Annotated in this window: 23 protein-coding genes and 1 tRNA gene; 3 read left to right on the top strand and 21 right to left on the bottom strand. The window is 61.7% G+C overall.

Translation table 11 applies throughout. From position 1 onward, the window contains the following. Positions 1-3 precede the first annotated feature (3 nt). The 18 genes from nuoK to HF916_RS33685 all read right to left on the bottom strand — a co-directional run bounded on the left by nuoK (position 4) and on the right by HF916_RS33685 (position 17108). Positions 4-309 (bottom strand): NADH-quinone oxidoreductase subunit NuoK, encoded by a 306-nt coding sequence (gene nuoK, locus HF916_RS33770; protein WP_006052894.1) that lies wholly within the window; start codon positions 307-309, stop codon positions 4-6. 20 nt (positions 310-329) lie between these two features. Then, positions 330-1019 (bottom strand): NADH-quinone oxidoreductase subunit J, encoded by a 690-nt coding sequence (locus HF916_RS33765; RefSeq protein WP_168793163.1) that lies wholly within the window; start codon positions 1017-1019, stop codon positions 330-332. Between the two features lie 167 nt (positions 1020-1186). After that, the gene (nuoI, locus tag HF916_RS33760; protein ID WP_012432383.1) at positions 1187-1675 is read right to left on the bottom strand and encodes an NADH-quinone oxidoreductase subunit NuoI; all 489 of its coding nucleotides are present in this window, start codon (positions 1673-1675) and stop codon (positions 1187-1189) included. Between the two features lie 15 nt (positions 1676-1690). Next, the gene (nuoH, locus tag HF916_RS33755) at positions 1691-2755 is read right to left on the bottom strand and encodes an NADH-quinone oxidoreductase subunit NuoH (RefSeq protein WP_168793162.1); all 1065 of its coding nucleotides are present in this window, start codon (positions 2753-2755) and stop codon (positions 1691-1693) included. Beyond that, positions 2756-5089 (bottom strand): NADH-quinone oxidoreductase subunit NuoG, encoded by a 2334-nt coding sequence (gene nuoG / locus HF916_RS33750; RefSeq protein WP_168793161.1) that lies wholly within the window; start codon positions 5087-5089, stop codon positions 2756-2758. A gap of 123 nt (positions 5090-5212) precedes the next feature. Continuing rightward, entirely contained in the window at positions 5213-6541 is a 1329-nt protein-coding gene (nuoF, locus tag HF916_RS33745) for an NADH-quinone oxidoreductase subunit NuoF (protein WP_168793160.1), read from the bottom strand. Further along, complete coding sequence (gene nuoE, locus HF916_RS33740) at positions 6538-7023, bottom strand: NADH-quinone oxidoreductase subunit NuoE (RefSeq protein ID WP_168793159.1); 486 nt, start codon at positions 7021-7023, stop codon at positions 6538-6540. The genes nuoF and nuoE overlap by 4 nt, the downstream gene beginning before the upstream one ends. A gap of 131 nt (positions 7024-7154) precedes the next feature. Further along, positions 7155-8408: an NADH-quinone oxidoreductase subunit D gene (locus tag HF916_RS33735; RefSeq protein ID WP_168793158.1), complete on the bottom strand. Its 1254-nt coding sequence runs from the start codon at positions 8406-8408 to the stop codon at positions 7155-7157. Between the two features lie 9 nt (positions 8409-8417). Next, on the bottom strand, positions 8418-9020 hold the full coding sequence (locus HF916_RS33730; protein ID WP_168793157.1) for an NADH-quinone oxidoreductase subunit C: 603 nt from the start codon (positions 9018-9020) through the stop codon (positions 8418-8420). A 21-nt stretch (positions 9021-9041) separates the two neighbouring features. Beyond that, positions 9042-9521 (bottom strand): NuoB/complex I 20 kDa subunit family protein, encoded by a 480-nt coding sequence (locus HF916_RS33725; RefSeq protein ID WP_006052903.1) that lies wholly within the window; start codon positions 9519-9521, stop codon positions 9042-9044. Positions 9522-9584: 63 nt separating this feature from the next. Then, positions 9585-9944: an NADH-quinone oxidoreductase subunit A gene (locus tag HF916_RS33720; protein ID WP_013339872.1), complete on the bottom strand. Its 360-nt coding sequence runs from the start codon at positions 9942-9944 to the stop codon at positions 9585-9587. Between the two features lie 162 nt (positions 9945-10106). Then, positions 10107-10191, bottom strand: a tRNA-Leu gene (locus HF916_RS33715). Between the two features lie 113 nt (positions 10192-10304). Continuing rightward, positions 10305-10682, bottom strand: a complete 378-nt coding sequence (gene secG, locus HF916_RS33710; protein ID WP_168793156.1) for a preprotein translocase subunit SecG — start codon at positions 10680-10682, stop codon at positions 10305-10307. 82 nt (positions 10683-10764) lie between these two features. Continuing rightward, complete coding sequence (gene tpiA, locus HF916_RS33705; RefSeq protein ID WP_168793155.1) at positions 10765-11544, bottom strand: triose-phosphate isomerase; 780 nt, start codon at positions 11542-11544, stop codon at positions 10765-10767. 121 nt (positions 11545-11665) lie between these two features. Continuing rightward, the gene (locus tag HF916_RS33700) at positions 11666-12682 is read right to left on the bottom strand and encodes an NAD(P)H-quinone oxidoreductase (RefSeq protein WP_168793154.1); all 1017 of its coding nucleotides are present in this window, start codon (positions 12680-12682) and stop codon (positions 11666-11668) included. A gap of 151 nt (positions 12683-12833) precedes the next feature. Continuing rightward, positions 12834-14981, bottom strand: a complete 2148-nt coding sequence (pnp, locus tag HF916_RS33695) for a polyribonucleotide nucleotidyltransferase (RefSeq protein WP_168793153.1) — start codon at positions 14979-14981, stop codon at positions 12834-12836. A 345-nt stretch (positions 14982-15326) separates the two neighbouring features. Then, positions 15327-15599, bottom strand: coding sequence for a 30S ribosomal protein S15 (gene rpsO, locus HF916_RS33690; RefSeq protein WP_168793152.1), 273 nt, complete (start codon positions 15597-15599; stop codon positions 15327-15329). A 186-nt stretch (positions 15600-15785) separates the two neighbouring features. Then, positions 15786-17108, bottom strand: coding sequence for a branched-chain amino acid ABC transporter substrate-binding protein (locus HF916_RS33685; protein ID WP_168793151.1), 1323 nt, complete (start codon positions 17106-17108; stop codon positions 15786-15788). A 184-nt stretch (positions 17109-17292) separates the two neighbouring features. Here HF916_RS33685 and HF916_RS33680 point away from each other — a divergent pair, with 184 nt between their 5' ends. From HF916_RS33680 to HF916_RS33670, 3 genes are all read left to right on the top strand, one after another. Then, a complete protein-coding gene (locus HF916_RS33680) occupies positions 17293-17844 on the top strand; it encodes a hypothetical protein (protein ID WP_168793150.1) in 552 nt (183 codons plus the stop codon). A 226-nt stretch (positions 17845-18070) separates the two neighbouring features. Next, positions 18071-18706, top strand: a complete 636-nt coding sequence (locus tag HF916_RS33675) for a carbonic anhydrase (protein ID WP_168793149.1) — start codon at positions 18071-18073, stop codon at positions 18704-18706. A gap of 76 nt (positions 18707-18782) precedes the next feature. After that, positions 18783-20363, top strand: coding sequence for a SulP family inorganic anion transporter (locus tag HF916_RS33670; protein WP_168793148.1), 1581 nt, complete (start codon positions 18783-18785; stop codon positions 20361-20363). 109 nt (positions 20364-20472) lie between these two features. Here HF916_RS33670 and HF916_RS33665 read toward each other — a convergent pair whose 3' ends face one another. From HF916_RS33665 to HF916_RS33655, 3 genes are all read right to left on the bottom strand, one after another. Continuing rightward, positions 20473-22020 (bottom strand): 2-isopropylmalate synthase, encoded by a 1548-nt coding sequence (locus tag HF916_RS33665; protein WP_168793147.1) that lies wholly within the window; start codon positions 22018-22020, stop codon positions 20473-20475. A gap of 404 nt (positions 22021-22424) precedes the next feature. Continuing rightward, positions 22425-23291: a CDP-diacylglycerol--serine O-phosphatidyltransferase gene (pssA, locus tag HF916_RS33660; protein ID WP_168793146.1), complete on the bottom strand. Its 867-nt coding sequence runs from the start codon at positions 23289-23291 to the stop codon at positions 22425-22427. A 24-nt stretch (positions 23292-23315) separates the two neighbouring features. After that, complete coding sequence (locus HF916_RS33655; protein ID WP_012432365.1) at positions 23316-23954, bottom strand: phosphatidylserine decarboxylase; 639 nt, start codon at positions 23952-23954, stop codon at positions 23316-23318. Between the last annotated feature and the right edge of the window lie 51 nt (positions 23955-24005).

Raw genomic sequence — 24005 nt, 5'->3', positions numbered from 1 at the left:
AAATTAACCTTTGAGCTGATCGAGGTCCTCGACATTGATCGTGTCGAGGCTACGGAACAGGGTCACCAGAATTGCGAGTCCGATCGCCGCCTCAGCTGCCGCAACCGTCAGCACGAAGAAAACGAAGATCTGACCGTGCACGTCGCCGAGGTAATGCGAGAACGCGACGAAATTGGTGTTCACCGCGAGCAGCATCAGTTCGATCGCCATCAGGATGATGATGACGTTGCGACGGTTCAGGAAAATGCCGACGATGCTGATCGCAAACAGGATCGCGCCGAGGACAAGGTAATGGGCAAGGGTCAACATGATTTCTATCTCCTGTCCGCTCAGCTGTTCTTAGCCGGTGCCGAGTCGGCCGCTGCTGCTGCCGCCGCTGCGGCTTCTTCCGCCGCGACGGTTGCCGCGGTCTTTTCCGATGCCATCTTGACGATGCGCACACGGTCTTGAGCACGTACCTTGACCTGCTCGCTGACGTTCTGACGTTTGCTGTCTTTCTTGTGGCTCGTGGTCAGCGCGACCGCCGCGATGATCGCCACCAGCAGCACCAGACCGGCCACTTCGAACGCGAAGATGTAGTCGGTGTAGATGACCTTGCCGATCAGGCGCGTGTTCGACCAGTCGCCCATGCCGTTCGCGGCGGCGGTGGTGTCACGCAGCGCCGTGGCGGTTGCGCCGTAACCGTGCCAGAGGATCAGCGCGGTTTCGATCACGATGATCGCGCCCACCAGCGTGGCCATTGGCACAAAGCGTTTGAAGTCTTTGCGCAGCACGTCGATGTTGATGTCCAGCATCATCACGACGAACAGGAACAGCACCATCACCGCGCCGACGTATACGAGCACGAGCAGGATCGCGAGGAACTCGGCCTGCAGCAGCATCCAGATCGCGGCTGCGTTGAAGAACGCCAGCACCAGAAACAGTGCGGACGCCACCGGGTTGCGCGAGGTGATCACCTTCAGCCCTGAAACCACCAGGAGCAGCGCGAAGATGTAGAACAGTACGGTCGTGAATTCCATGATTACCGGTTCATCGTTAGGCCATCGTCAGGCATTGTTCTTTGGCACCTGTGGCTGGCATACCGCCAGAACAGCCGCACAGGTGCGCCGTGCCGCGGCGTTCACGCCGCGGCGCCCGGCCCGACAACAGGCCGTGATTGCTGCATTTACTGCTTAACTAAAGCGCTTCAACGATACGGTGCGTCGGCTGCCTTGTTCGCCGCGATCTCCGCTTCATAGCGATCGCCCACGGCCAGCAGCATGTCTTTCGTGAAGTACAGGTCGCCACGCTTCTCGCCGTGGTACTCGAGAATGTGCGTTTCGACGATCGAATCGACCGGGCAGCTCTCTTCGCAGAAACCGCAGAAGATGCACTTGGTCAGGTCGATGTCGTAACGCGTCGTACGGCGGGTGTTGTCCGCGCGCGTTTCCGATTCGATGGTAATGGCGAGCGCCGGGCACACCGCTTCGCACAGTTTGCAGGCGATGCAGCGCTCTTCGCCGTTTTCATAGCGGCGCAGCGCGTGCAGCCCACGGAAACGCGGCGAGATTGGGGTCTTCTCTTCCGGGAATTGCACGGTCACCTTGCGTTGGAACGTGTAACGTCCGGTCAGCGCGAGGCCTTTGAGCAGTTCCGTGAGGAAGAAGGTCTTGAAAAAGTTTTGGATTGCGGTCATGGGTTCATCCGCCCTTTATTTCCAGATGTTCAACGGCGACATGATCCAGAAGCCGACCACCACCAGCCACACCACGCAGACCGGAATGAAGATCTTCCAGCCCAGACGCATGATCTGGTCATAGCGATAGCGCGGGAATGTGGCACGCGCCCAAATGAACACCGACAGCAGCAAGAAAACCTTCAGCACCAGCCAGAAGATGCCCGGGATAAACGACAGGAAGCCGAACGGTGCGCTCCAGCCGCCGAGGAACAGTGTTGCAGCCAATGCCGAGATCACGATCATGTTGATGTACTCGGCGAGGAAGAACAGCGCGAACGCCATACCCGAGTAATCGATCATGTGGCCCGCGACGATTTCCGACTCCCCTTCCACCACGTCGAACGGGTGACGGTTCGTTTCGGCGATGCCCGAGATAAAGTACACGACGAACATTGGCAGCAGCGGAAGCCAGTTCCACGACAGGAAGTTCAAGCCGTAAGAAGCGAAGATGCCATGTTCCTGCGAATTGACGATGCCCGACAGGTTCAGCGTGCCGGCGGTCATCAGCACGACGACGAGCGCGAAGCCCATCGAGATTTCGTACGACACCATCTGCGCCGCGGCGCGCATCGCGCCGAGGAACGCATACTTCGAGTTCGACGCCCAGCCGGCCAGGATCACGCCGTACACGCCGATCGACGAGATCGCCATCGCGTACAGCAGACCCGCGTTGATGTCGCCGAGCACCGCGCCCGCCTGGAACGGAATCACCGCCCAGACCGCGAAGGCCGGCACCACCACCATGATCGGCGCGATCAGGTAGATCCAGCGGCTCGCCTGCGCCGGCTGAATCACTTCTTTCAGCAACAGCTTCAGCACGTCGGCGATCGGCTGCAGCAGACCTGCAGGGCCGACGCGGTTCGGGCCGAGACGCACGTGCATCCAGCCGATCAGCTTACGCTCCCACAGAATCAGGTAAGCCACGCACAGCAGGATCACGACGGCCACCACCAGGATGCGCACCAGTGCCCACACCGTGGGCCATGCCACACCGAGAAGCTGGGTGCCGCCCGAGTTGATCGTATCGAACAAGCTCATTTACGCCTTCTCCACCACCAGTTCACCGAACAGGCTGCCCAGCGCTGCACCGGCAGGCGTAGCCGCCGATACGCGGACGACCGTCTCCGCAAGATTTGCGTCGCGCACGGCCGGCAACTGCACCGATTGCTCGCCCTGGCGCACGCGCACCGCGTCGCCTTCCTTCAAACCCAATTTGTCGAACAGCCCAGCCGGCAGACCGACCGAGTTCGCTGCACGTGCCGCTGCCGTCAGATGCAGCGATTCCGCGCGACGCACCAACGCGTCGGCATGATAGATCGGCACGTTCGCAATACGCTCGAATTTGCCTTCCGCAGCCTTGGCCGCCTTGCCGCGTGCAACCGTGGCGCCCGTCTTGTTCGACAAACGCGACGTCAGTTCGCCGTCGCCGAGAGCGGCCGTGCGTACTTCTTCCGAGGTGTCGAATTCGAACCCGGGCACGCCCAGCAGGCTGCCCAGCACGCGCAACACCTTCCATGCCGGACGCGTGTCGCCGAGCGGACGCACGACGCCGTTGAACGTCTGCACCGTACCTTCGGCGTTGACGAAGGTCCCGGCCGTTTCCGTGTACGGAGCGATCGGCAGCAACACGTCGGCGTATTCCGCGCCCGTCTGGAACGGCGACATCACGACAACCATTTCGGCCTGCTTCAGCGCGGCCAAAGCCTGCGCCGGATTGGCCGTGTCGAACTCCGGTTCGACGTTCAGCAGCACATAACCCTTGCGCGGTTGCTCGAACACTTCGCGAGCGTTCAGACCGCCCTCGCCCGGCAACGCGTTCACGAGATGCGCGCCGACCGTGTTGGCCGCTTCCGTGAGGAAGCCCAGCGTCGCGCCGGTCGCGTCCGCGATCCATTGCGCCGCGGCGTGAATGATGGCGAAGTCCGGATGACGGATCGCGCTGTTGCCCAGCAACACCAGGCGGCGTTCGCCCGTGGCGAGCGACTTCGCGACTTTCTTGTTCGCATCCGTCGGCTGCGTGCCGGCGAAAGCTTCCGGCAGTGCCACGCCGTTGGCTTCCGACACCGCACCGGCGATACCGGCCAGTGCGTCGAGCCATGCCGACGGCGCTGCCACGACGCGCTCCGCTTGCGGAATCAGCGCGTCGTCGTTGCTGGACTGCACGAGCGTGAGCTTCGCGCCGCCCTTCGCGGCTTGACGCAGACGCGCGGCGAACAGCGGATGATCGCGGCGCAGATCCGAACCGATCACCAGTGCGGCGTCGACGTTCGACAGATCGGCGATCGCCGTGCCGAGCCACGGCGTGCCGTTGACCGGTGCGGAGAAATCCGACTGACGCAGACGGAAGTCGACGTTAGGCGTGCCGACCGCTTGCGCCAGTTGCTTCAACAGGAACAGTTCTTCGACGGTGCTGTGGGCGCTGCCGAGTGCGGCCAGCGCATTCGCGCCGTGGTCGCCCTTGATGCCCTTCAAACCCTTCACCACATATTCGAGCGCGGTTTGCCAGTCGGTCTCGACCCACTTGCCGCCTTGCTTGATCATCGGCTGAGTCAGACGTTCGGGGCTGTTCAGGCCTTCATACGAGAAGCGGTCCTTGTCCGAAATCCAGCATTCGTTGATGGATTCGTTTTCGAACGGCAGAACGCGCATCACGCGATTGTTCTTCACCTGCACCACGAGGTTCGCGCCGACGGAATCGTGCGGGCTCACCGACTTGCGGCGCGACAGTTCCCACGTACGGGCGCTGTAGCGGAACGGCTTGCTGGTCAGCGCGCCGACCGGGCACAGATCGATCATGTTGCCCGACAGTTCCGAATCCACCGTCTTGCCGACGAACGACGTGATTTCCGAATGCTCGCCGCGGCCCAGCATGCCGAGTTCCATCACGCCGGCCACTTCCTGGCCGAAACGGACGCAACGCGTGCAGTGAATGCAACGCGACATTTCTTCCATGGAGATCAGCGGGCCGACGTTCTTGTGGAACACCACGCGCTTTTCTTCGCTATAACGCGATCCCGACTTGCCGTAACCCACGGCCAGATCCTGCAACTGACACTCGCCGCCCTGGTCGCAGATAGGGCAATCCAGCGGGTGGTTGATCAGCAGGAATTCCATCACGGCTTGCTGGCCCTTCACCGCCTTATCCGACTTGGTGCGCACGATCATGCCGGCCGATACCGGCGTGGCACACGCAGGCACCGCCTTCGGCATCTTTTCGACATCGACGAGACACATCCGGCAGTTGGCCGCAATCGACAGCTTCTTGTGATAGCAGAAGTGAGGAATGTACGTGTCGACCTTATGCGCAGCCTGGATCACCATGCTGCCTTCAGGCACCTCTACTTTCTTGCCGTCTATTTCAAGTTCAACCATGATGGTCAATCTTCCTTAACCTGTTACCGCTCAATCGTTCGCCCGTTCATCGCCCGTTTCAGGCGATGAACCCCGCGGATGACGTGTTCTTCTGCGTGCTTATCTGCTTATTTATCCGCAGACTCAAGCCGCTACGGTTTCCGACGCCGCCGCTGCGCCGGCATGACCGCCGACGAGGCAATGCTTGTGGGCGACGTGATATTCGAATTCGTCCCAGTAGTGCTTGAGCATGCCGCGAACCGGCATGGCCGCTGCATCGCCGAGCGCGCAAATCGTGCGGCCCATGATGTTTTCAGCGACCGAGTTCAGCAGATCCAGATCTTCCGGACGGCCGAGCCCGTGCTCAATACGATGCACGACGCGGTACAGCCAGCCCGTGCCTTCGCGGCAAGGCGTGCATTGACCACACGATTCTTCGTAATAGAAATACGACAGACGCAACAACGAGCGCACCATGCAACGCGTCTCGTCCATGACGATGACCGCGCCCGAACCGAGCATCGAACCAGCCTTGGCGATCGAGTCGTAGTCCATGTCGGTGTGCATCATGATGTCGCCCGGAATCACCGGAGCCGACGAACCGCCAGGAATCACGGCCTTGATCTTCTTGCCGCCGCGCATGCCGCCGGCGAGTTCCATCAGCGTGGAGAACGGCGTGCCGAGCGGAATTTCATAATTGCCCGGACGTTCCACGTCGCCTGCGATGGAGAAAATCTTCGTGCCGCCGTTGTTCGGCTTGCCGATCTCGAGGTAATTCTGCGGACCGATCGCAAGCAGGAACGGCACTGCGGCAAACGTCTCGGTGTTGTTGATCGTGGTCGGCTTGCCATATACGCCGAAGCTCGCCGGGAACGGCGGCTTGAAGCGCGGCTGGCCTTTCTTGCCTTCCAGCGATTCGAGCAGCGCGGTTTCTTCGCCGCAGATATAGGCGCCGTAACCGTGGTGCGCATGCAGTTCGAACGAGAAGCCCGAACCCATGATGTTTTCGCCGAGGAACCCGGCGCGGCGAGCTTCGTCCAACGCCTGTTCAAAGCGTTTGTAGACTTCCCAGATTTCGCCGTGGATATAGTTGTAGCCGACCGTGATGCCCATCGCGTACGCGCCGATGGCCATGCCTTCGATCAGCGAATGCGGATTGAAGCGCAGGATGTCGCGGTCTTTGAACGTGCCCGGTTCGCCTTCGTCCGAATTACAGACGAGGTATTTCTGGCCGGGGAATTGACGCGGCATGAAGCTCCACTTCAGACCGGTCGGGAAGCCTGCACCGCCACGGCCACGCAGACCCGACGCTTTGACGTCGGCGATCACCTGCTCGGGCGGAATCTTCTCTTCCAGAATACGGCGCAGCTGGGCGTAACCGCCGCGCGCCACATAATCTTCGAGATGCCAGTTGTCGCCGTTCAGGCCGGCGAGAATCAGCGGTTTGATGTGACGATCGTGTAAAGACGTCATTTCGAAAGTTCCTCGAGCAGCTGGTCGATCTTCGCGCGGCTCATGAAGCTGCACATGCGATGGTTGTTCACCAGCATCACCGGCGCGTCGCCGCACGAACCCATGCATTCACCTTCTTTCAGGGTGAATTTGCCGTCGGGCGTGGTTTCGCCGAAGTCGATGCCGAGCTTCTGCTTCAGATATTCAGCAGCGCTGTCCGAGCCGCCGTCCGGGCCGAGCTGGCACGGCAGATTGGTGCAGAGCGTGATCTTGTACTTGCCGACCGGCGAGGTCTCGTACATCGTGTAGAAGGTAGCCACCTCCTGCACGGCGACTGCCGGCATGCCGAGATAGTTCGCGACGAACTGCATGAGTTCGGGCGACAGCCATCCATGCTCTTCCTGAGCAGTGGCCAACGCCGACATTACGGCGGACTGTTTCTGATCGGCGGGATACTTCGCGATCGCACGATCGATTTCTTTCAGGCCTTCAGCTGAGATCATTTTCAGACACGACTCTTTCAATTCCTACCGAACGAAAACCTGTCGCGCGCTGCATGATGCGACAGACCCGGCGTTCCTTTGCTTGACGCGCGCTTCGGTGCAATCTGAAGGCGCGCTCTGATGAATACGTCCTAGCGATCCACTTCGCCGAACACGATGTCCTGCGTGCCGATGATCGTCACGGCGTCGGCGATCATGTGACCGCGCGCCATTTCATCCAGCGTGGACAGGTGCGCATAGCCCGGCGCGCGGATCTTCAGGCGATACGGCTTGTTGGCGCCGTCGGAGATCAGATAGATGCCGAACTCGCCCTTCGGATGCTCGACCGCCGCGTATGCCTCGCCTTCGGGTACGTGGAAGCCTTCCGTGAAGAGCTTGAAGTGGTGAATCAGCTCTTCCATGTTCGACTTCATGCCCACGCGCGACGGCGGCGCAACCTTGTGATTGTCGATCATCACGGGGCCGGGATTCTTACGCAGCCACTCAATGCACTGTTTCACAATGCGTGTGGACTGGCGCATTTCTTCGACGCGTACCAGATAGCGGTCATAACAATCGCCGTTCACGCCGACCGGAATGTCGAAATCCATCTTGTCGTAGACTTCATACGGCTGCTTCTTGCGCAGATCCCATTCGATACCCGAACCACGCAGCATCGCGCCGGTCATACCGAGGTTCAGCGCACGTTCCGGACTGACCACACCGATACCGACCAGACGTTGCTTCCAGATACGGTTGTCGGTGAGCAGCGTTTCGTACTCATCGACGCACTTCGGGAAACGCGTGAAGAAATCGTCGATGAAGTCGAGCAGCGAACCTTGGCGGTTCTCGTTCATCCTCGACAACGCCTTGGCATTGCGAATCTTCGATGCCTTGTATTGCGGCATTGCATCAGGCAGATCGCGATAGACGCCGCCCGGACGATAGTAAGCCGCGTGCATCCGTGCGCCGGACACTGCTTCGTACACGTCCATCAGATCTTCGCGCTCACGGAACGCGTACAGAAACACCGCCATTGCGCCGACGTCGAGCGCGTGCGCGCCGATCCACATCAGGTGGTTCAGCACGCGCGTGACTTCGTCGAACATCACGCGAATGTATTGCGCGCGTATCGGCACGTCGATGCCGAGCAGCTTTTCGATCGCCATCACATAGCCGTGCTCGTTGACCATCATCGACACGTAGTCGAGACGGTCCATGTACGGCACCGACTGGATGAATGTTTTCGTTTCGGCGAGCTTTTCAGTCGCGCGATGCAGCAGGCCGATGTGCGGATCGGCGCGCTGGATGACTTCGCCGTCGAGTTCGAGCACGAGGCGCAGCACACCGTGCGCTGCCGGGTGCTGAGGGCCGAAGTTGAGCGTGTAGTTCTTGATCTCTGCCATGGCGTTCTCTTAGTGTTTCAGACCGCCATAGCGATCTTCGCGGATCACGCGCGGCGTGATTTCCCGCGGCTCGATCGTCACAGGCTGATAGACGACGCGCTTCTCTTCAGGGTCGTAACGCATTTCGACGTAGCCGGAGACAGGGAAATCTTTACGGAACGGGTGACCAATGAAGCCGTAGTCGGTCAGGATGCGGCGCAGATCCGGGTGGCCTTCGAAGACGATGCCGTACAGGTCGAATGCTTCGCGCTCGTACCAGTTGACCGAACTCCAGATTTCGACGACAGACGGCAGGATCGGCACTTCGTCGTCCGGTGCGAACACGCGCAGACGCAGACGCCAGTTGTTCTGCACCGACAACAAATGCAGCACGGCCGCGAAACGCGGACCGTCGTAAGCGCCTTCAGCGTAAGTCTGATAGTCGACGCCGCATAGATCCACGCATTGCTCGAAACCGAGCGATCGGTCGTCGCGCAGACGCGTTGCCACGTTGAGGTAGTCGCCAGCTTTCACGACGATCGTCAACTCACCGATTGCTTCGGTGATGTTCAGCAGGAGGCCGCCAAAGGCCGCCTCGAGGTTCGCTTTCAGGGTCTCGAGTTTGCTTGCCATATTGTGGGGGAGGCGTTGGCCTTATTGACGGGCGATTGTGTTGGTGCGGCGAATCTTGGCCTGCAACTGGATCACGCCATACACCAGCGCTTCCGCCGTAGGCGGACAACCCGGCACATAGACGTCGACCGGCACGATCCGGTCACAGCCGCGGACCACCGAATACGAGTAGTGGTAATAGCCGCCGCCGTTCGCGCACGAACCCATCGAGATCACCCAGCGCGGCTCGGCCATCTGGTCGTAGACCTTGCGCAGAGCCGGCGCCATCTTGTTGCACAGCGTGCCGGCGACGATCATCACGTCCGACTGACGCGGACTCGGACGAAACACCACGCCGAAACGGTCGAGGTCATAGCGGGCAGCACCCGCATGCATCATCTCGACCGCACAGCACGCAAGACCGAACGTCATCGGCCACAGCGAGCCGGTGCGCGTCCAGTTGATCAGTTTGTCAGCCGTGGTGGTGACAAACCCTTCCTTCAAGACCCCTTCGATACTCATTTGCTTTCCACTCCAGACGGGGCGGCAAGCCTTGGCCACCCACGCAAACCGGCGATTAATCCATCATTCCCAGTCGAGGCCGCCCTTCTTCCAGATATAGGCGAAGCCAAGCAGGAATTCGAGCAGGAAAATCATCATTGCCATGAAGCCGGGCCAGCCGATGTCGCGCAAGGCCACGCCCCACGGGAACAGGAACGCGGTTTCAAGGTCGAAAATGATGAAGAGAATGGCGACGAGGTAATAGCGCACATCGAACTTCATGCGCGCATCTTCGAATGCTTCGAAGCCGCACTCGTACGGTGCGTTTTTCTCGGTATCAGGTTTGTTGGGACCGAGGATCTTGCCGATACTGACCAGTGCTACGCCTAAACCGGTGCCCACAACGAGGAACAACAAGACGGGGAAATAGGCTGCGAGGTTCAAGACTATCCTCAATCGGTTGGTTCTGAGTGCCGTCAGGAGCATAGCACTCCTGACGCGAAATCACTTCCGAAACGCACATGCCGCAAGCCCAACGCAAGCCGCACGCCAGAAGTGAAAATGCCAGCCGAAGCGAAGCAAGCGGCTGGCATTTAGATAACATTTTGGTGCCGACGGCGAGACTCGAACTCGCACAGCTTTCGCCACTACCCCCTCAAGATAGCGTGTCTACCAATTTCACCACGTCGGCACTGCATGCAATCCGGGAAAACAACTTATAAAACCCGCGAATCGCTTCAAGACTAAGATTGTAACTGGTCTAAACAGATTGTTCAACGCACAAAAGCACGTTTGAACGAAAATTTATTTCGGCACGTCGGTCGCCGGGACGGACGCAGTCGACGCCGGCAAAACAGCCGAGCCACCTGCCGGTGCCGAAGCAGTCGAAGCCGCGATCGGTGCGGTGACAGCCGCGCCCAGCACGCCTGCGGAAGGTTTCGCACGATACGCGCCGAGGTAAGTGAGCGTCAGCGTGGTGACAAAAAACACCGCTGCGAGCACCGCCGTTGTACGCGACAAAAAGTTCGCCGAACCGGTCGCGCCGAACAGGCTACCCGACGCGCCGCTACCAAAAGCCGCGCCCATATCGGCGCCTTTGCCGTGCTGCAGCAAGACGAGGCCAATCACCCCGAGTGCCGACAACAGCTGAACGACGATAATCAATGTTTTCAAATACAGCATCACACTCACCTGAGTCTTTATTTAACCGCGCCACACACTGCGTGTTGCGCGGGATGGGGTCATCCTCGCCAAGGCGCCCTGCTTAACCGGCGACGCTCGTTGCGGCCGCCGCCTTGCAGATCGCCAGGAAATCCTGGTCTTTCAACGACGCGCCGCCGATCAGGCCGCCGTCGATATCCGGCTGACGGAACAATTCTTCCGCATTCTCCGGTTTCACACTGCCGCCGTACAACAGCGGTACATCCGCCACCGCCGCGCCTTTTGCCGCCAGACGCGCACGCAGGAACGCATGGACTGCCTGCGCCTGCTCCGAGCTCGCGCTCTTGCCGGTGCCGATCGCCCAAACCGGCTCGTACGCGACGACAAGCCGCGCAGCCTCTTGCACCGACAATTTCGCCAGCACTTCGTCCAGTTGCGCGCCGACCACCTGCTCGGTCGAACCGGCTTCGCGTTCTCCAAGCGTTTCGCCGACGCAGACGATCGGCGTCAAGCCTGCTTCCAGCGCGCGCTGCGTTTTCACCGCAACCAGTTCAGCGCTTTCGCGATGATAGGCACGGCGCTCCGAGTGCCCGACGATCGCGAGCGTGGCGCCGAAATCCACTACCATCGGCGCGGCCACTTCGCCGGTATAGGCGCCATGCGTGAACGCTGACACGTCCTGTACGCCCCACACCACCCGGCTGCCTTCCAGCAACGATTGAGACTGCGCGAGATACGGACTCGGCACGCAGACGCCGACGCGCACGTCGGCCGGCAATTCGCCCGCGCCTTGCGCCACCGCTTGCAACAGCGTGACATTCTCGGCGAGGCGCCCGTGCATCTTCCAGTTACCGACTACCAGCTTGGCTCGTTGTTTCGACATCGTCTCGTCTTGTCTTGGCGGCGGACTTTGTTTGCGCTTACAGTCCGCCTTTCGGATTCATGCGGCGTGCGCAAAACGCGCAATTTTACTGCGTGGGGTGGATCGGGTCAAACCGACCGTGTCAAGCGTCCTGACCCCAAGACAGTACGATCTTGCCGACGTGCGTGCTGCTCTCCATCAGCGCGTGCGCGTCGGCAGCCTGCGCGGCTGGAAACACGCGATGCACCACCGGCTTGATGCGGCCATCTTCGAGATGCGGCCAGACATGCTGCTTCAACTGCGCCGCAATTTTCGCCTTGAATTCGATCGGCCGCGGACGCAGCGTCGAACCGGTCACCGTCAAACGGCGGCGTAGCACTTCGTTCAGATTCAGCTCCGCTTTCGCGCCGCCCAGCAACGCGATCAGTACGATGCGGCCCCCGTCGGCCAACGCCGTCAACTCGCGCGATACGTAACTGCCCGCCACCATATCGAGCACCACGTCGACACCGCGATCGTTGGTCAGCGACTTGATCACTTCGACGAAATCTTCAGTCTTGTAGTTGATCGCCCGTTCGGCGCCCAACGCTTCACACGCGCGACACTTCTCGTCCGAGCCGGCGGTCGCGAACACGCGAAAGCCGAGCGCATGCGCAATCTGGATCGCCGTCACGCCGATGCCGCTCGAACCGCCCTGCACCAGCAACGTTTCGTTCGGTGCGCCTTCGCCCTTGCCGAGTTGCGCACGGTCGAACACATTGCTCCACACCGTGAAAAACGTTTCGGGCAGCGAAGCAGCCTCGACATCAGACAAACCGGCCGGCACCGGCAGGCACTGCAGCAACGGCGCAACCGCGTATTCCGCATAGCCGCCGCCGGCCAGCAACGCGCACACGCGATCGCCTACCTTCAGACCGAACGGGTTGTTCTTCTCGTCGATCGTACCTTCAACGATTTCACCCGCCACTTCCAGGCCCGGCAGATCCGACGCGCCCGGCGGCGGCGCATAGCCGCCCTTGCGCTGGAACACGTCCGGACGGTTGATGCCGGATGCGGCCACCTTGATCAGCACCTCGCCTGCTTTCGGCTGAGGCGTGGGCCGCTCAGCCAGCTTCAGGACGTCCGGCGCTCCGAATTCGGTGATTTCGATCGCTTTCATCTGCGTCAACTCCAAGATTGGATTGCGTTGCATGCCGGGGTGAACAAGTAGAGTACCCGTTTCTAATTACCTGCAACGCAATCCACCCTGAACCCTTCATAAAAAACGGCCGGCGCGCATTCGCGCTGCCGGCCGTTGTCCTGCTACCGCATTACTGCGGCGTCGGTTCGCCTTGCGGCGCGCCGCTTGCACCTTCGTTCAGCAACGCCTTGGCCGACAAACGCACGCGGCCCTTTTCGTCCGTCTGGATGACCTTGACCTTCACTTGCTGGCCGTCCTTCAGGTAGTCGTTGATGTCCTTGATACGCTCGTTGGCGATTTCGGAAATGTGCAGCAGACCATCCTTGCCCGGCAGGATGTTCACGATCGCGCCGAAATCGAGCAGCTTGAGCACGGTGCCTTCGTACACCTGGCCCACTTCAACTTCCAGCGTGATGTTCTCGATACGCTTCTTCGCTTCGGCCATCCCTTCGCTGCTCGTGCTGGCGATGGTGACGACGCCGTCGTCCGAAATATCAATCGTCGTGCCGGTTTCTTCGGTCAGCGCGCGGATCACCGAACCACCCTTGCCGATCACGTCGCGGATCTTTTCCGGATTGATCTTGATAGTGATCATGCGCGGCGCGTAGTCCGACAGCACCGTGTTCGCGCCCGACACCGCCGAGGTCATCTTGCCGAGGATATGCAGACGGCCTTCCTTCGCTTGCGCGAGCGCGACCTGCATGATTTCCTTGGTGATGCCCTGGATCTTGATGTCCATCTGCAGCGCGGTCACGCCTTGTTCCGTACCCGCGACCTTGAAGTCCATGTCGCCGAGGTGATCTTCGTCACCGAGGATGTCGGTCAGCACCGCGAACTTGTTGCCTTCCAGGATCAGGCCCATGGCGATGCCGGCGACGTGCGCCTTCATCGGCACGCCGGCGTCCATCAGCGCGAGGCAGCCGCCGCACACCGAAGCCATCGACGACGAACCGTTCGATTCCGTGATTTCCGACACGACGCGAATCGAGTAGCCGAATTCGTCGGCGCTCGGCAGGCACGCAGCCAGCGCGCGCTTGGCCAGACGGCCGTGACCGATTTCACGGCGCTTCGGCGAACCGACGCGGCCCGTTTCGCCGGTCGCGAACGGAGGCATGTTGTAGTGGAGCATGAAGCGTTCGCGGTACTCGCCTTCGAGCGCGTCGATGTTCTGCTCGTCGCCCTTCGTGCCCAGCGTCGCCACCACCAGCGCTTGCGTTTCGCCGCGCGTGAAGAGTGCCGAACCGTGGGTACGCGGCAGCACGCCGGTACGGATTTCGATCGGACGCACGGTGCGCGTGTCGCGGCCGTCGATACGCGGCTCGCCGTTCAAGATCTGCGTCCGGACGATCTTCGCCTCGATGTCGAACAGCACGTTGCCGACGGTGGCCTTGTCGGCCGCCACCGTGCCGCCTGCTGCAGCGTCTTCTTCCAGCTTAGCCGACGTCGCTGCGTAGACTTCCTTCAGCTTGGTCGAACGGGCTTGCTTGTCGCGCAATTGGTACGCGGCGAGCAGGTCGGCTTGCGCCAGTTCCGCCACGCGTGCGATCAGCGGCTCGTTCTTCGCGGCCGGCTTCCAGTCCCATTCCGGCTTGCCGCCTTCGCGGACCAGTTCGTGGATCGCGTCGATCGCGATCTGCATTTGTTCATGGCCGAACACCACGCCGCCGAGCATCACTTCTTCGCTCAGTTGCTTTGCTTCCGATTCCACCATGAGCACTGCGCGTTCCGTACCGGCGACGATCAGGTCGAGCGCCGATTCCTTCATTTGCGGACGCGTCGGGTTCAACACGTATTCGTTGTTGATGTAGGCCACGCGTGCTGCGCCGACCGGGCCGTTAAACGGCAGACCCGACACGGCGAGCGCCGCCGACGCGCCGATCAGCGCGGGAATGTCAGCGGGGATTTCGGGGTTCAGCGACAGGACGTGGATCACGACCTGGACTTCGTTGTAGAAGCCTTCCGGGAACAGCGGACGCAGGGGACGGTCGATCAGGCGCGAAGTCAGCGTTTCGCCTTCCGACGGACGGCCTTCGCGGCGGAAGAAGCCACCCGGAATCTTGCCGGCAGCATAGGTCTTTTCGAGGTAGTCGACGGTCAGCGGGAAGAAGTCCTGGCCCGGCTTGGCCGTCTTGGCGCCGACCACGGTGGCCAGCACCACGGTATCTTCGATGTCGACGATCACGGCACCGCTCGCCTGGCGAGCGACTTCGCCGGTTTCGAGGCGAACCTTATGTTGTCCCCACTGAAATTCTTTGACGATCTTATTGAACATAGTCATTGCTTTTCCTCTTCGTAATGCCGCGCGGACCAGAAGCGGCGCGGCAACGCCAGGACCGGCGCCGCATGGGAAGAGTAGTGTTATGCCATTCCAGAGAACCACGCCCTACGTCGAGTACGCGCGCGAACCGCTGGAATGACACAAAGCTCCGCCCCTGAAGCCCGGCCATGAATCCCTTATTTGCTGCTTGCTCTACTGCTTTACTACTCCTGCCTGCCCCCGCCGCATGAACCGGCACGCCACTGCGGAGAACAGCCGGCGCGCATCACATGAAGCGCACCGTGCAAAAACAAAATGCCTGTATCAGTGGAACTGACACAGGCATCTTGCTGAACGACTGGCCGATTACTTACGCAGACCCAGCTTCTCGATCAGTGCGCGGTAACGATCCGCGTCCTTACCCTTCAGGTAGTCGAGCAGCTTACGACGACGGCTCACCATGCGCAGCAGACCGCGGCGGCTGTGGTGATCTTTCGTGTGTGCCTTGAAGTGAACGGTCAGTTCGTTGATGCGGGTCGTGAGCAGCGCGACCTGAACTTCGGGGGAGCCGGTGTCGTTAGCTGCGCGTGCGAATTGCGCAACGACTTCGGACTTCTTGCTTATTTCAACTGCGGACATGTCGATTTCCTTAAGAACTAGACAGGCGGTCACGGAAGAAAGGCCGTGCCGTGGGTTACCCGTGTGCTTTAAATATTGCCGACACGCCTTGGATAAAGGCTTGCCTCACAACGGGACGCGTATTGTAGCACAGCCGATTCCGGCCGCGAACCCTGCTGTACCGGGCGATGACGCGCGCCGCCTGCGTCACGGCCGCTTCATCTTGCAAACGGTCGGCGGGACCGTGCGCTCGGGCGGCAGCGCCAGCACCGTGCGAAAACCGTAGCCGGAGCCCTCGTTATCGAAATGCACGCCCGGCGTACCGGCTTTGTCCATCTCCATCACGTAAAGGGGCTGAATCAGTTGATGGTCGTCGGCACGCATCCGCGAGGCGTGAAAGCCGTTGTCGAACCGAATTCCTTCCAGCGCTTTCGCCACTGCCGTCGGGTCGGCGCTGCCGGCGCGGGTCATCGCCGCGGCCAGGGTTTCGATCATCAGTGGCATGCGCAGCACCGGGTAATCGTCCTGCGCGGCCGGGAAACGCGCACGGAAGGCGGCGTACCAGGCGTCGGACGCCGCGCCGCCGGCGTTCGGATGCCAGTCGGCCACCGCGATCACGTGACCGACGCCGGCGTCGCCCAAGGCGGCGGGCGCGCCAAGGCTGTTGCCGTAGAACGTGTAGAACTTCGTGTCCAGCCCCTGCTCGCGCGCGGCCTTGACGAGCAGCGTCAGGTCGTTTCCCCAGTTGCCCGTGATTACCGCGTCCGCCCCGCTCGCGCGGATCTTCGCGACGTACGGCGCGAAGTCCTTCACGCGGCCGATCGGATGAAATTCGTCGCCGACCACCGCGATGTCCGGACGCTTCGTCGCCAGCGTCGAACGCGCGAGGCTGCTGACGTCGTGCCCGAAGCTGTAATCCTGGTTCAGCAGATAGACCTTTTTCACCGCCTTGTCGCGCTGGATCACATCGGCGAGTGCGTCCATGCGCATGCCCGCGTGCGCGTCGAAGCGGAAATGCCAGAAACTGCAGTTGGCGTTGGTGAGCGCCGGGTCGTCGGCGGAATAGTTGAGAAACAGTTCGCGGTTGCCCGGTTCGCGGCTGTTCTGCTTGTCGATCGCGCCGATCAGCGCGGCGGCGACCGCCGAACTGTTGCCCTGCATGATGTAGCCGATATGGCGGTCGGCGGCCGCGCGCAGTTGTGTGAGCGCTTCTTCGGTGCCGCCCTTGCTGTCGAGCACGACCAGTTCGAACGGATGCGCGCCATCGGCGAGCTTCACACCGCCATGCGCATTCACCTGCTCGACGCCGAAGCGCAGGTTGCGCTCCACCGCCGCGCCCGCGTTGGCGAACGGGCCGGACATGCCTTCGATCAGCGCCAACGGGATCGGCGCGCCGGTGGGTTGGCTCGCCGGCTTTGCACCCAGGTTAGCCGCGGGATTAGCCGCCGGCTCGCTCGCCGCATACGCCGCCGCCATCGACATCGCCGCCAGCGCCGCTGCCGCCCTCCGTTGCCACTTCGCCATCGTCATCGCCCCGCCTGATTGGTGAAAGCGCGGATCATAGGTCGTTCAGGACGGAATAAGCAAGCCGGCGCAAGCGTTATCGTAGTGCCCGGCCGGCTCTTCACGAAGCGCAAATCTTTTGCCACAGCGCGTGTCAAAATAATGTGTCTCGATGATAAAAACCGCCACTCAAACGCCATCGGAGGAATACATGTTCAACCGCCATCACACCACGGCGGCCTCGATCGGAGCGCCGGCCGCAGGGCGCCTGCGCCGCGCGGCGCTCGTCTGCCTGAGCGTGCTGGCGCTTGCCGGCTGCGTGCAGCCGTGGCAGCAATACACCCAGGGCGCGGACGAATCGACGATTGTCGCGCGCCTCGGCCCGCCGCGCGAAAGCTACGACCTGCCGAACGGCGGCAAGCGGCTGATGTGGCCGACCCAGCCGATGGGCGAAACCACCACCGCGGCCGACATCGACGCGGCCGGCAAGATCGTCAACGTGCGCCAGGTGCTGCAGCCCAACGAGTTCTATCGCGTGGAAATCGGCAAATGGACCAAGAGCGACGTGCTGGTGAACTTCGGCCGCCCGGTCGAAACGTCGTACTTCCCGCTGATGAAGCGCGAAGTCTGGACCTATCGCTATCTGGAAGACAACGTCTGGTACATGATGTACAGCTTTTATTTCGACGAGCAGGGCATCGTGCGCCTTACGCAGAAAACGCCCGATCCGTTGCACGATCCGGATCGCCGCAGCCTGTTCTGAGCACCGCCCGACCCGATTCGCCGACATCTACGAAGCCGCCTTCCCGGGCGGCTTTTTTTTATTTATTGCGCATCACGGCGAATTTTATTTCGCGCACAGCGGATTTATTTTTTGATAGAAAGGCTTTCGTAATAATTTATTCAATGCTGGCCTCCCATGGGGTCGCACGAGCGCAGCCGTGAATTCGGCGCCGAATGAATTCGCCCCATTTACGGAGCCGCTATCGATGAACCGTCCCAAACGCCTGCTGGTCGCCAACGTCGCCTGGGCGCATGAAACCGCCGTGCGCAACCCCGAGTTTTTTCGCGATCTGGTGCATGGCCAGAATCCGCACGTACTGTGGATCGGCTGCTCGGACAGCCGTGTGCCCGCCGAGACCATCACGCATTGCGAGCCGGGCGACCTGTTCGTCCACCGCAACATCGCCAACCTCTTTCAGCCCGACGACGACAATTCGGTGAGCGTCCTCGAATATGCGGTGAAGGTGCTGAAGGTCGGTCATGTGATCGTCTGCGGCCACTACGGATGCGGCGGCGTGCGCGCCGCGCTGCTGCCGCCCGAGCCGAGCCTGCCGCATGTGAATCGACGAATCGCGCCACTCTGCACGCTCGCCGAAGCGCATCACGAAGAACTGCAGGGCCACGAGAACGAGCGTGAGCGCGTCAACCGTCTCGCCGAACTGAACGTGCTCGAACAGGTGCGTGGGTTACGCGCGCATCCCATCGTGCGGGATGCCGATGCGGCGCCGCTCGTGCACGGCTGGATCTTCGCGCTCGAAGACGGGCGCATCAAGGTCCTCACGTCCGGCTACGAAGCCGACGACGCGATGACCTGCACGACCGCGGCCCACAGCGCCGCCTGACGCGACACTTCATGCGAATCCGATCCGGTTCAGCTTTCGCCGCATTCCAGGCCTCACTCCTCACGGCACCGACACCATGAACCTTCGAGCTTTCTTCTCCACGTTTCAGCGCGACCTGCTTGCGGGCACGGTCGTTTTTCTGGTGGCCCTGCCGCTCTGTCTGGGCATCGCCAACGCATCGGGCGTCGAACCATTTGCCGGGCTCGTCTCGGGCATCGTCGGCGGGCTGGTGGTGGCCGTGCTGAGCGGCTCACGATTGAGCGTGAGCGGGCCGGCGGCGGGCCTCGTCGTGATCGTCGTCGACGGGATCGCGCAACTCGGCAGCTTCTCCGCGTTCCTGCTGGCCGTGCTGCTGTCCGGTGCGATCCAGTTCGGCTTCGGCATGCTCAAAGCCGGCCGTTTTGCCGCCTATGTGCCGTCGCCGGTGATCAAGGGCATGCTCGCGGCCATCGGCGTGTTGCTGATCGTCAAGCAGTTTCCGCTCGCGCTAGGGTTATCCGGCGTGGACGCCGCTTCCGGTGCGCAACCTGTCGCGCAGGCGGCCGGCGCGGTTGCAACGCCGTTCGGCTCGATTTCGCTGGCGGCTTGCGTGATCGCCGTGCTCTCACTGGCGATTCTGATCGGCTGGGAAACCCGTGCATTTCGACGTTTTGTATTGGTGCGCCGCGTACCGGCGCCGCTCGCCGTCGTTCTGCTGGGCATCGGCGCGACGTTGCTGCTCAGCGTGCTGGCGCCGTCGCTCGCGCCGCCCGCCGAACATCGGGTCGCCCTGCCGCCGCTGGAATCGTTCGCCGCATTGCAACTCGCACTGGAATGGGCCGACTTCGGGCCGCACTTCGCACAACTCGTCAATCCCGATGTCTGGCGCGTCGCGATCACGCTGGCCATCGTCGCCAGTCTGGAAACGCTGCTGAGCCTCGAAGCCGTCGAGCAGATCGATCCCGAACGACGTGCCGCGCGACCGGATCGCGAATTGAAGGCGCAAGGCGTGGGCAATCTGATTGCCGGCGCGATCGGCGGATTGCCGATCACATCGGTGATCGTGCGCAGTTCGGCCAATGTGCATGCGGGCGCGCAAAGCCGGCTCTCGGCGATCATTCACGGCGTGCTGCTACTCGTCAGCGTGTTTGCGCTCACTAGCGTCATCAACCTGATTCCGCTGGCCTGTCTCGCGGCGATCCTGATCTTCACGGGGCTGAAACTCGCCAAGCCGTCGCTGTTCGTCGCCGTCGCAAAACAGGGCTTTGCGCCGTTTGCGCCGTTTATCGTCACGCTGGTCGGCGTGCTCGCGACCGATCTGCTGATCGGCATTGTGCTCGGCATTCTGTGCAGCGTGCTGCTCGCGCTGTACGCGAATCTGCGCAGCCCGATCGTGCTCGCGCAACACGGCGATCACTATCTGCTGTCGTTTCGAAAGGACGTGTCGTTTCTCGGCAAAGTGGCGCTCAAACACTACCTGCAGCAGATTCCCGACGGCGCCACCTTGATCGTCGATGCGACGCGCGCCGATTTCGTCGACCACGACGTGCGCGAACTGCTCGACACGTTCGTGGCCGATGCGCCGCGCCGCGGCATCGCGGTCGACGTGCGGCACCAAGTCCAAGCGCAGGCGCGCGCGTCACGCGGCTGGTCGATGCGACGCGCGGCAACGGAATAACGCCGCTCAATGCAAAAATCCCCGTGCAATTTAAGGCACGGGGATTTTCCGATTCACGCGATAACGATAGCCGCCCAAGCGCGCCGTCAGCGCGCTGCTACCACGCCGCTCACTCCGAACGTTGCGGATTCAACTTGTCCGCGTTCGAATACAGCTTGTTGAGCGCCGAGATATACGCCTTTGCCGAAGCCGCGACGATATCCGGATCGGTGCCCACACCGTTGACAATGCGCCCGCTCTTCGACAGACGCACGGTCACTTCGCCTTGCGCCTGCGTGCCGGTGGTGATCGCGTTCACCGAGTACAGCAGCAGCTCCGAGCCGCTGCCCACTTCTGTTTCGATCGCGTTCAGCGTGGCGTCGACCGGACCGTTGCCGCGCGCTTCGCCGGTCACTTCCTTGCCTTCCACCGAGAACACGATCTTCGCGTGCGGCTGCTCGCCGGTTTCCGAATGTTGCGACAGCGACAGGAACTTGTAGTGCTCCTTCTGCTGCGCCTCGGCGGATTCTTCCGTGACGATCGCGATGATGTCTTCGTCGAAAATTTCCGACTTGCGGTCGGCCAGTTCCTTGAAGCGCGCGAACGCCGTGTTCAATTCGGCTTCGCTATCCAGCGCGATGCCCAGTTCCTGCAGTCGCTGCTTGAACGCGTTACGGCCCGACAGCTTGCCGAGCACGATCTTGTTCGCGCTCCAGCCCACGTCTTCGGCGCGCATGATTTCATAGGTATCGCGCGCCTTCAGCACGCCGTCCTGATGGATGCCGGACGCGTGCGCAAACGCGTTCGCGCCGACCACCGCCTTGTTCGGCTGCACGACGAAACCGGTGATCTGCGACACCAGCTTCGAAGCTGGCACGATCTGCGTGGTATCGAGACCGACTTCGAGGCCGAAGTAATCCTTGCGGGTCTTCACGGCCATCACGATTTCTTCGAGCGACGTGTTGCCCGCGCGCTCGCCGAGACCGTTGATCGTGCACTCGACCTGACGCGCGCCGCCGATCTTCACGCCGGCCAGCGAATTCGCCACCGCCATGCCGAGGTCGTTATGGCAATGCACGGAGAACACCGCTTTATGCGAGTTCGGAATGCGCTCGCGCAGCGTTTTCACGAGTTGGCCGTACAACTCCGGCACGCCATAGCCGACGGTGTCCGCGATGTTAATGGTGGTCGCCCCTTCGGCGATCACCGCTTCCAGCACGCGGCACAGGAAATCCATATCCGAGCGGCTGCCGTCTTCCGGCGAGAACTCGACGTCGTCGGTGAACTTGCGGGCGAAACGCACGGCCAGCTTGGCCTGCTCGAACACCTGGTCCGGCGTCATGCGCAGCTTCTTTTCCATGTGCAGCGGCGAAGTTGCGATGAACGTGTGGATGCGGAAGTGATCGGCGGGTTTGAGCGCGTCGGCCGCGCGCTGAATGTCTTTGTCGTTGGCGCGGGCGAGCGAGCAGACCGTGCTGTCCTTGATGAGGCCCGCGATCGTCTGAATCGAATCGAAGTCGCCGTTCGAGCTTGCCGCGAAGCCTGCTTCGATCACGTCCACTTTCATCCGTTCGAGTTGCTTGGCGATACGGATTTTCTCTTCCTTCGTCATCGACGCGCCGGGCGATTGTTCGCCGTCTCGCAACGTGGTGTCGAATATGATCAGTTTGTCGGACATGTCGAGTCTCCTGCGGAGTCGTTCAATTGTGGGGAGGGGATATTGGAATCTGGCTGTCTGCGCCACCGCTGGCGACGCTCGATCACGGACGAGGTGAACCGAGGGCAAAAACGATCAGCGTGACCAAAAGCGAGACGTTCGCCGCGACGATCCGCGCGCCAGACGCTCCAGCATAGGCACGCTCAGCGGCGCGGCGCCTGTCGAGACTCGTTGCGCGGCTCGGCAAGGAACGTGAACGCATTGATCCAACGACTATAGCGACATTCCCGCCGGCGTGCAATTAGCGCCGGACCTGCCTGCAAAACGCAGCCGGGCGCCGCCGGACGGGCTTGCCGAACGAAAAACGGCGGCCCGAAGGCCGCCGTTTTTCCGTGTCGTGCGCAGCGGCGCACGCGAGCGAACCGTTACCTTTCCCCTATCACCGAGCGCGCCGGATTCGCTCTGCCCCGCAGCGCCTGATAACCCCAGAAAACGTAGCCGGACAGGCCGTACAGCACGAACAGGCCAAACAGCATCAGCGGCGGATCGGACGACACCAGCACGAACGCGACCACCACCAGCAGAATCACGCCGAACGGCACGCGATGCCGCACGTCGAGCGCCTTGCCGCTGTAGAACGGCGCGTTCGACACCATCGTCACGCCAGCGTAGATCGTCAGCACGAAGGCAACCCACGGCAGCCAGACCAGCTTGAGCGGCACGCGATTGTCCGTAGCGAGCCACACGAAACCGGCGATCAGCGCCGCCGCGGCCGGGCTCGGCATGCCCTGGAAGAAACGCTTGTCGACCACGCCGATGTTCGTGTTGAAACGCGCGAGACGCAGCGCCGCACCCGAACAATAGACGAACGCCGCGAGCCAGCCCCAGCGGCCGAGGTCCTTCAGAATCCACTCGTACATCACCAGCGCCGGCGCCACGCCGAACGACACCATGTCCGACAGGCTGTCGAACTGCTCGCCGAACGCGCTTTGCGTATGCGTCATGCGGGCGACGCGGCCGTCCATGCCGTCGAGCACCATGGCCACGAAGATCGCAATGGCCGCGACCTCGAAGCGCACATTCATGGCCTGCACCACGGCAAAGAAGCCGCAGAACAGGGCCGCCGTGGTGAAGGCGTTTGGCAGCAGATAAATGCCGCGCTTTCTCAGGAACTGCTGACGCTGGGCGCGCCGGCTGTCGACCGCCGCCTCCGTCACCATCGGCTTGTTACGGCGGAACGGACGCGGAAGCGGTCCGCTGTTACGGGGTCGACGCGGTTTGAATGCGGCCATTCGGAAAACCTCCTGTGTGCCGCTTTATAGTTCAGCGAGGATCGTGGACGACGCCGAAACCTTCTCGCCGATCGACACACGCGGACGGCTGCCCACCGGCAGATACACGTCGACGCGCGAACCGAAGCGGATAAATCCGTACCGCTGACCACGGGTGAGCGGCTCACCTGCCCGTACGTAGCAAAGAATGCGCCGCGCGATCAAACCGGCGATCTGCACCGAGGTCACCGTCTGGCCGCCGGCCATTTCGATCACCACCGCATTGCGCTCGTTTTCGGTCGAAGCCTTGTCCACCGCGGCATTCAGGTACGCGCCCGGGAAATATTCGACCTTGGAGATCGCGCCATCCACCGGCGAACGTTGCGAGTGGACGTTGAAGACGTTCATGAACACGCTGATCTTCAGCGCTTCACGATTGGCGTACGGATCATGCGCGGTTTCGACCGCGACGATACGGCCGTCGGCCGGGCACAGCACGGCATTCGCCTGCGTGGGGATCGGGCGCGCCGGATCGCGGAAGAACTGCACGACGAAGATCAGGAGGAGCCAGAACAGCCATGAAAAGCCGAACCCCGCGATGAAGTGAACCAGCAGTGCAACGACGGCCGCGATGGCGATGAACGGCCAGCCTTCTCGCGCGATGATCGGATGTGGGTAATTCATGAATGGCTTCTGTGTTTTTGTAAAACCGTAGGATAGCAAAAGCCGCCCAGG

It is taken from the genome of Paraburkholderia aromaticivorans, assembly GCF_012689525.1.
GTDB classification, from domain to species: Bacteria; Pseudomonadota; Gammaproteobacteria; order Burkholderiales; family Burkholderiaceae; genus Paraburkholderia; species Paraburkholderia aromaticivorans_A.
Note: the sequence above shows the minus strand (reverse complement) of the source record. Positions and strands in the feature narration are given on the sequence as shown.

Coding starts and splice junctions, on each gene's coding strand:
- nuoI (WP_012432383.1), bottom strand. CDS start 1,675: ATGACCGCAATCCAAAACTTTTTCAAGACCTTCTTCCTCACGGAACTG.
- HF916_RS33700 (WP_168793154.1), bottom strand. CDS start 12,682: ATGAAAGCGATCGAAATCACCGAATTCGGAGCGCCGGACGTCCTGAAG.
- rpsO (WP_168793152.1), bottom strand. CDS start 15,599: ATGTCCGCAGTTGAAATAAGCAAGAAGTCCGAAGTCGTTGCGCAATTC.
- nuoK (WP_006052894.1), bottom strand. CDS start 309: ATGTTGACCCTTGCCCATTACCTTGTCCTCGGCGCGATCCTGTTTGCG.
- HF916_RS33725 (WP_006052903.1), bottom strand. CDS start 9,521: ATGAGTATCGAAGGGGTCTTGAAGGAAGGGTTTGTCACCACCACGGCT.
- HF916_RS33655 (WP_012432365.1), bottom strand. CDS start 23,954: ATGAATTACCCACATCCGATCATCGCGCGAGAAGGCTGGCCGTTCATC.
- HF916_RS33665 (WP_168793147.1), bottom strand. CDS start 22,020: ATGTCCGACAAACTGATCATATTCGACACCACGTTGCGAGACGGCGAA.
- HF916_RS33730 (WP_168793157.1), bottom strand. CDS start 9,020: ATGGCAAGCAAACTCGAGACCCTGAAAGCGAACCTCGAGGCGGCCTTT.
- HF916_RS33765 (WP_168793163.1), bottom strand. CDS start 1,019: ATGGAATTCACGACCGTACTGTTCTACATCTTCGCGCTGCTCCTGGTG.
- HF916_RS33735 (WP_168793158.1), bottom strand. CDS start 8,408: ATGGCAGAGATCAAGAACTACACGCTCAACTTCGGCCCTCAGCACCCG.
- HF916_RS33670 (WP_168793148.1), top strand. CDS start 18,783: ATGAACCTTCGAGCTTTCTTCTCCACGTTTCAGCGCGACCTGCTTGCG.
- tpiA (WP_168793155.1), bottom strand. CDS start 11,544: ATGTCGAAACAACGAGCCAAGCTGGTAGTCGGTAACTGGAAGATGCAC.
- HF916_RS33680 (WP_168793150.1), top strand. CDS start 17,293: ATGTTCAACCGCCATCACACCACGGCGGCCTCGATCGGAGCGCCGGCC.
- HF916_RS33675 (WP_168793149.1), top strand. CDS start 18,071: ATGAACCGTCCCAAACGCCTGCTGGTCGCCAACGTCGCCTGGGCGCAT.
- HF916_RS33685 (WP_168793151.1), bottom strand. CDS start 17,108: ATGACGATGGCGAAGTGGCAACGGAGGGCGGCAGCGGCGCTGGCGGCG.
- pssA (WP_168793146.1), bottom strand. CDS start 23,291: ATGGCCGCATTCAAACCGCGTCGACCCCGTAACAGCGGACCGCTTCCG.
- secG (WP_168793156.1), bottom strand. CDS start 10,682: ATGCTGTATTTGAAAACATTGATTATCGTCGTTCAGCTGTTGTCGGCA.
- nuoG (WP_168793161.1), bottom strand. CDS start 5,089: ATGGTTGAACTTGAAATAGACGGCAAGAAAGTAGAGGTGCCTGAAGGC.
- pnp (WP_168793153.1), bottom strand. CDS start 14,981: ATGACTATGTTCAATAAGATCGTCAAAGAATTTCAGTGGGGACAACAT.
- nuoF (WP_168793160.1), bottom strand. CDS start 6,541: ATGACGTCTTTACACGATCGTCACATCAAACCGCTGATTCTCGCCGGC.
- nuoE (WP_168793159.1), bottom strand. CDS start 7,023: ATGATCTCAGCTGAAGGCCTGAAAGAAATCGATCGTGCGATCGCGAAG.
- nuoH (WP_168793162.1), bottom strand. CDS start 2,755: ATGAGCTTGTTCGATACGATCAACTCGGGCGGCACCCAGCTTCTCGGT.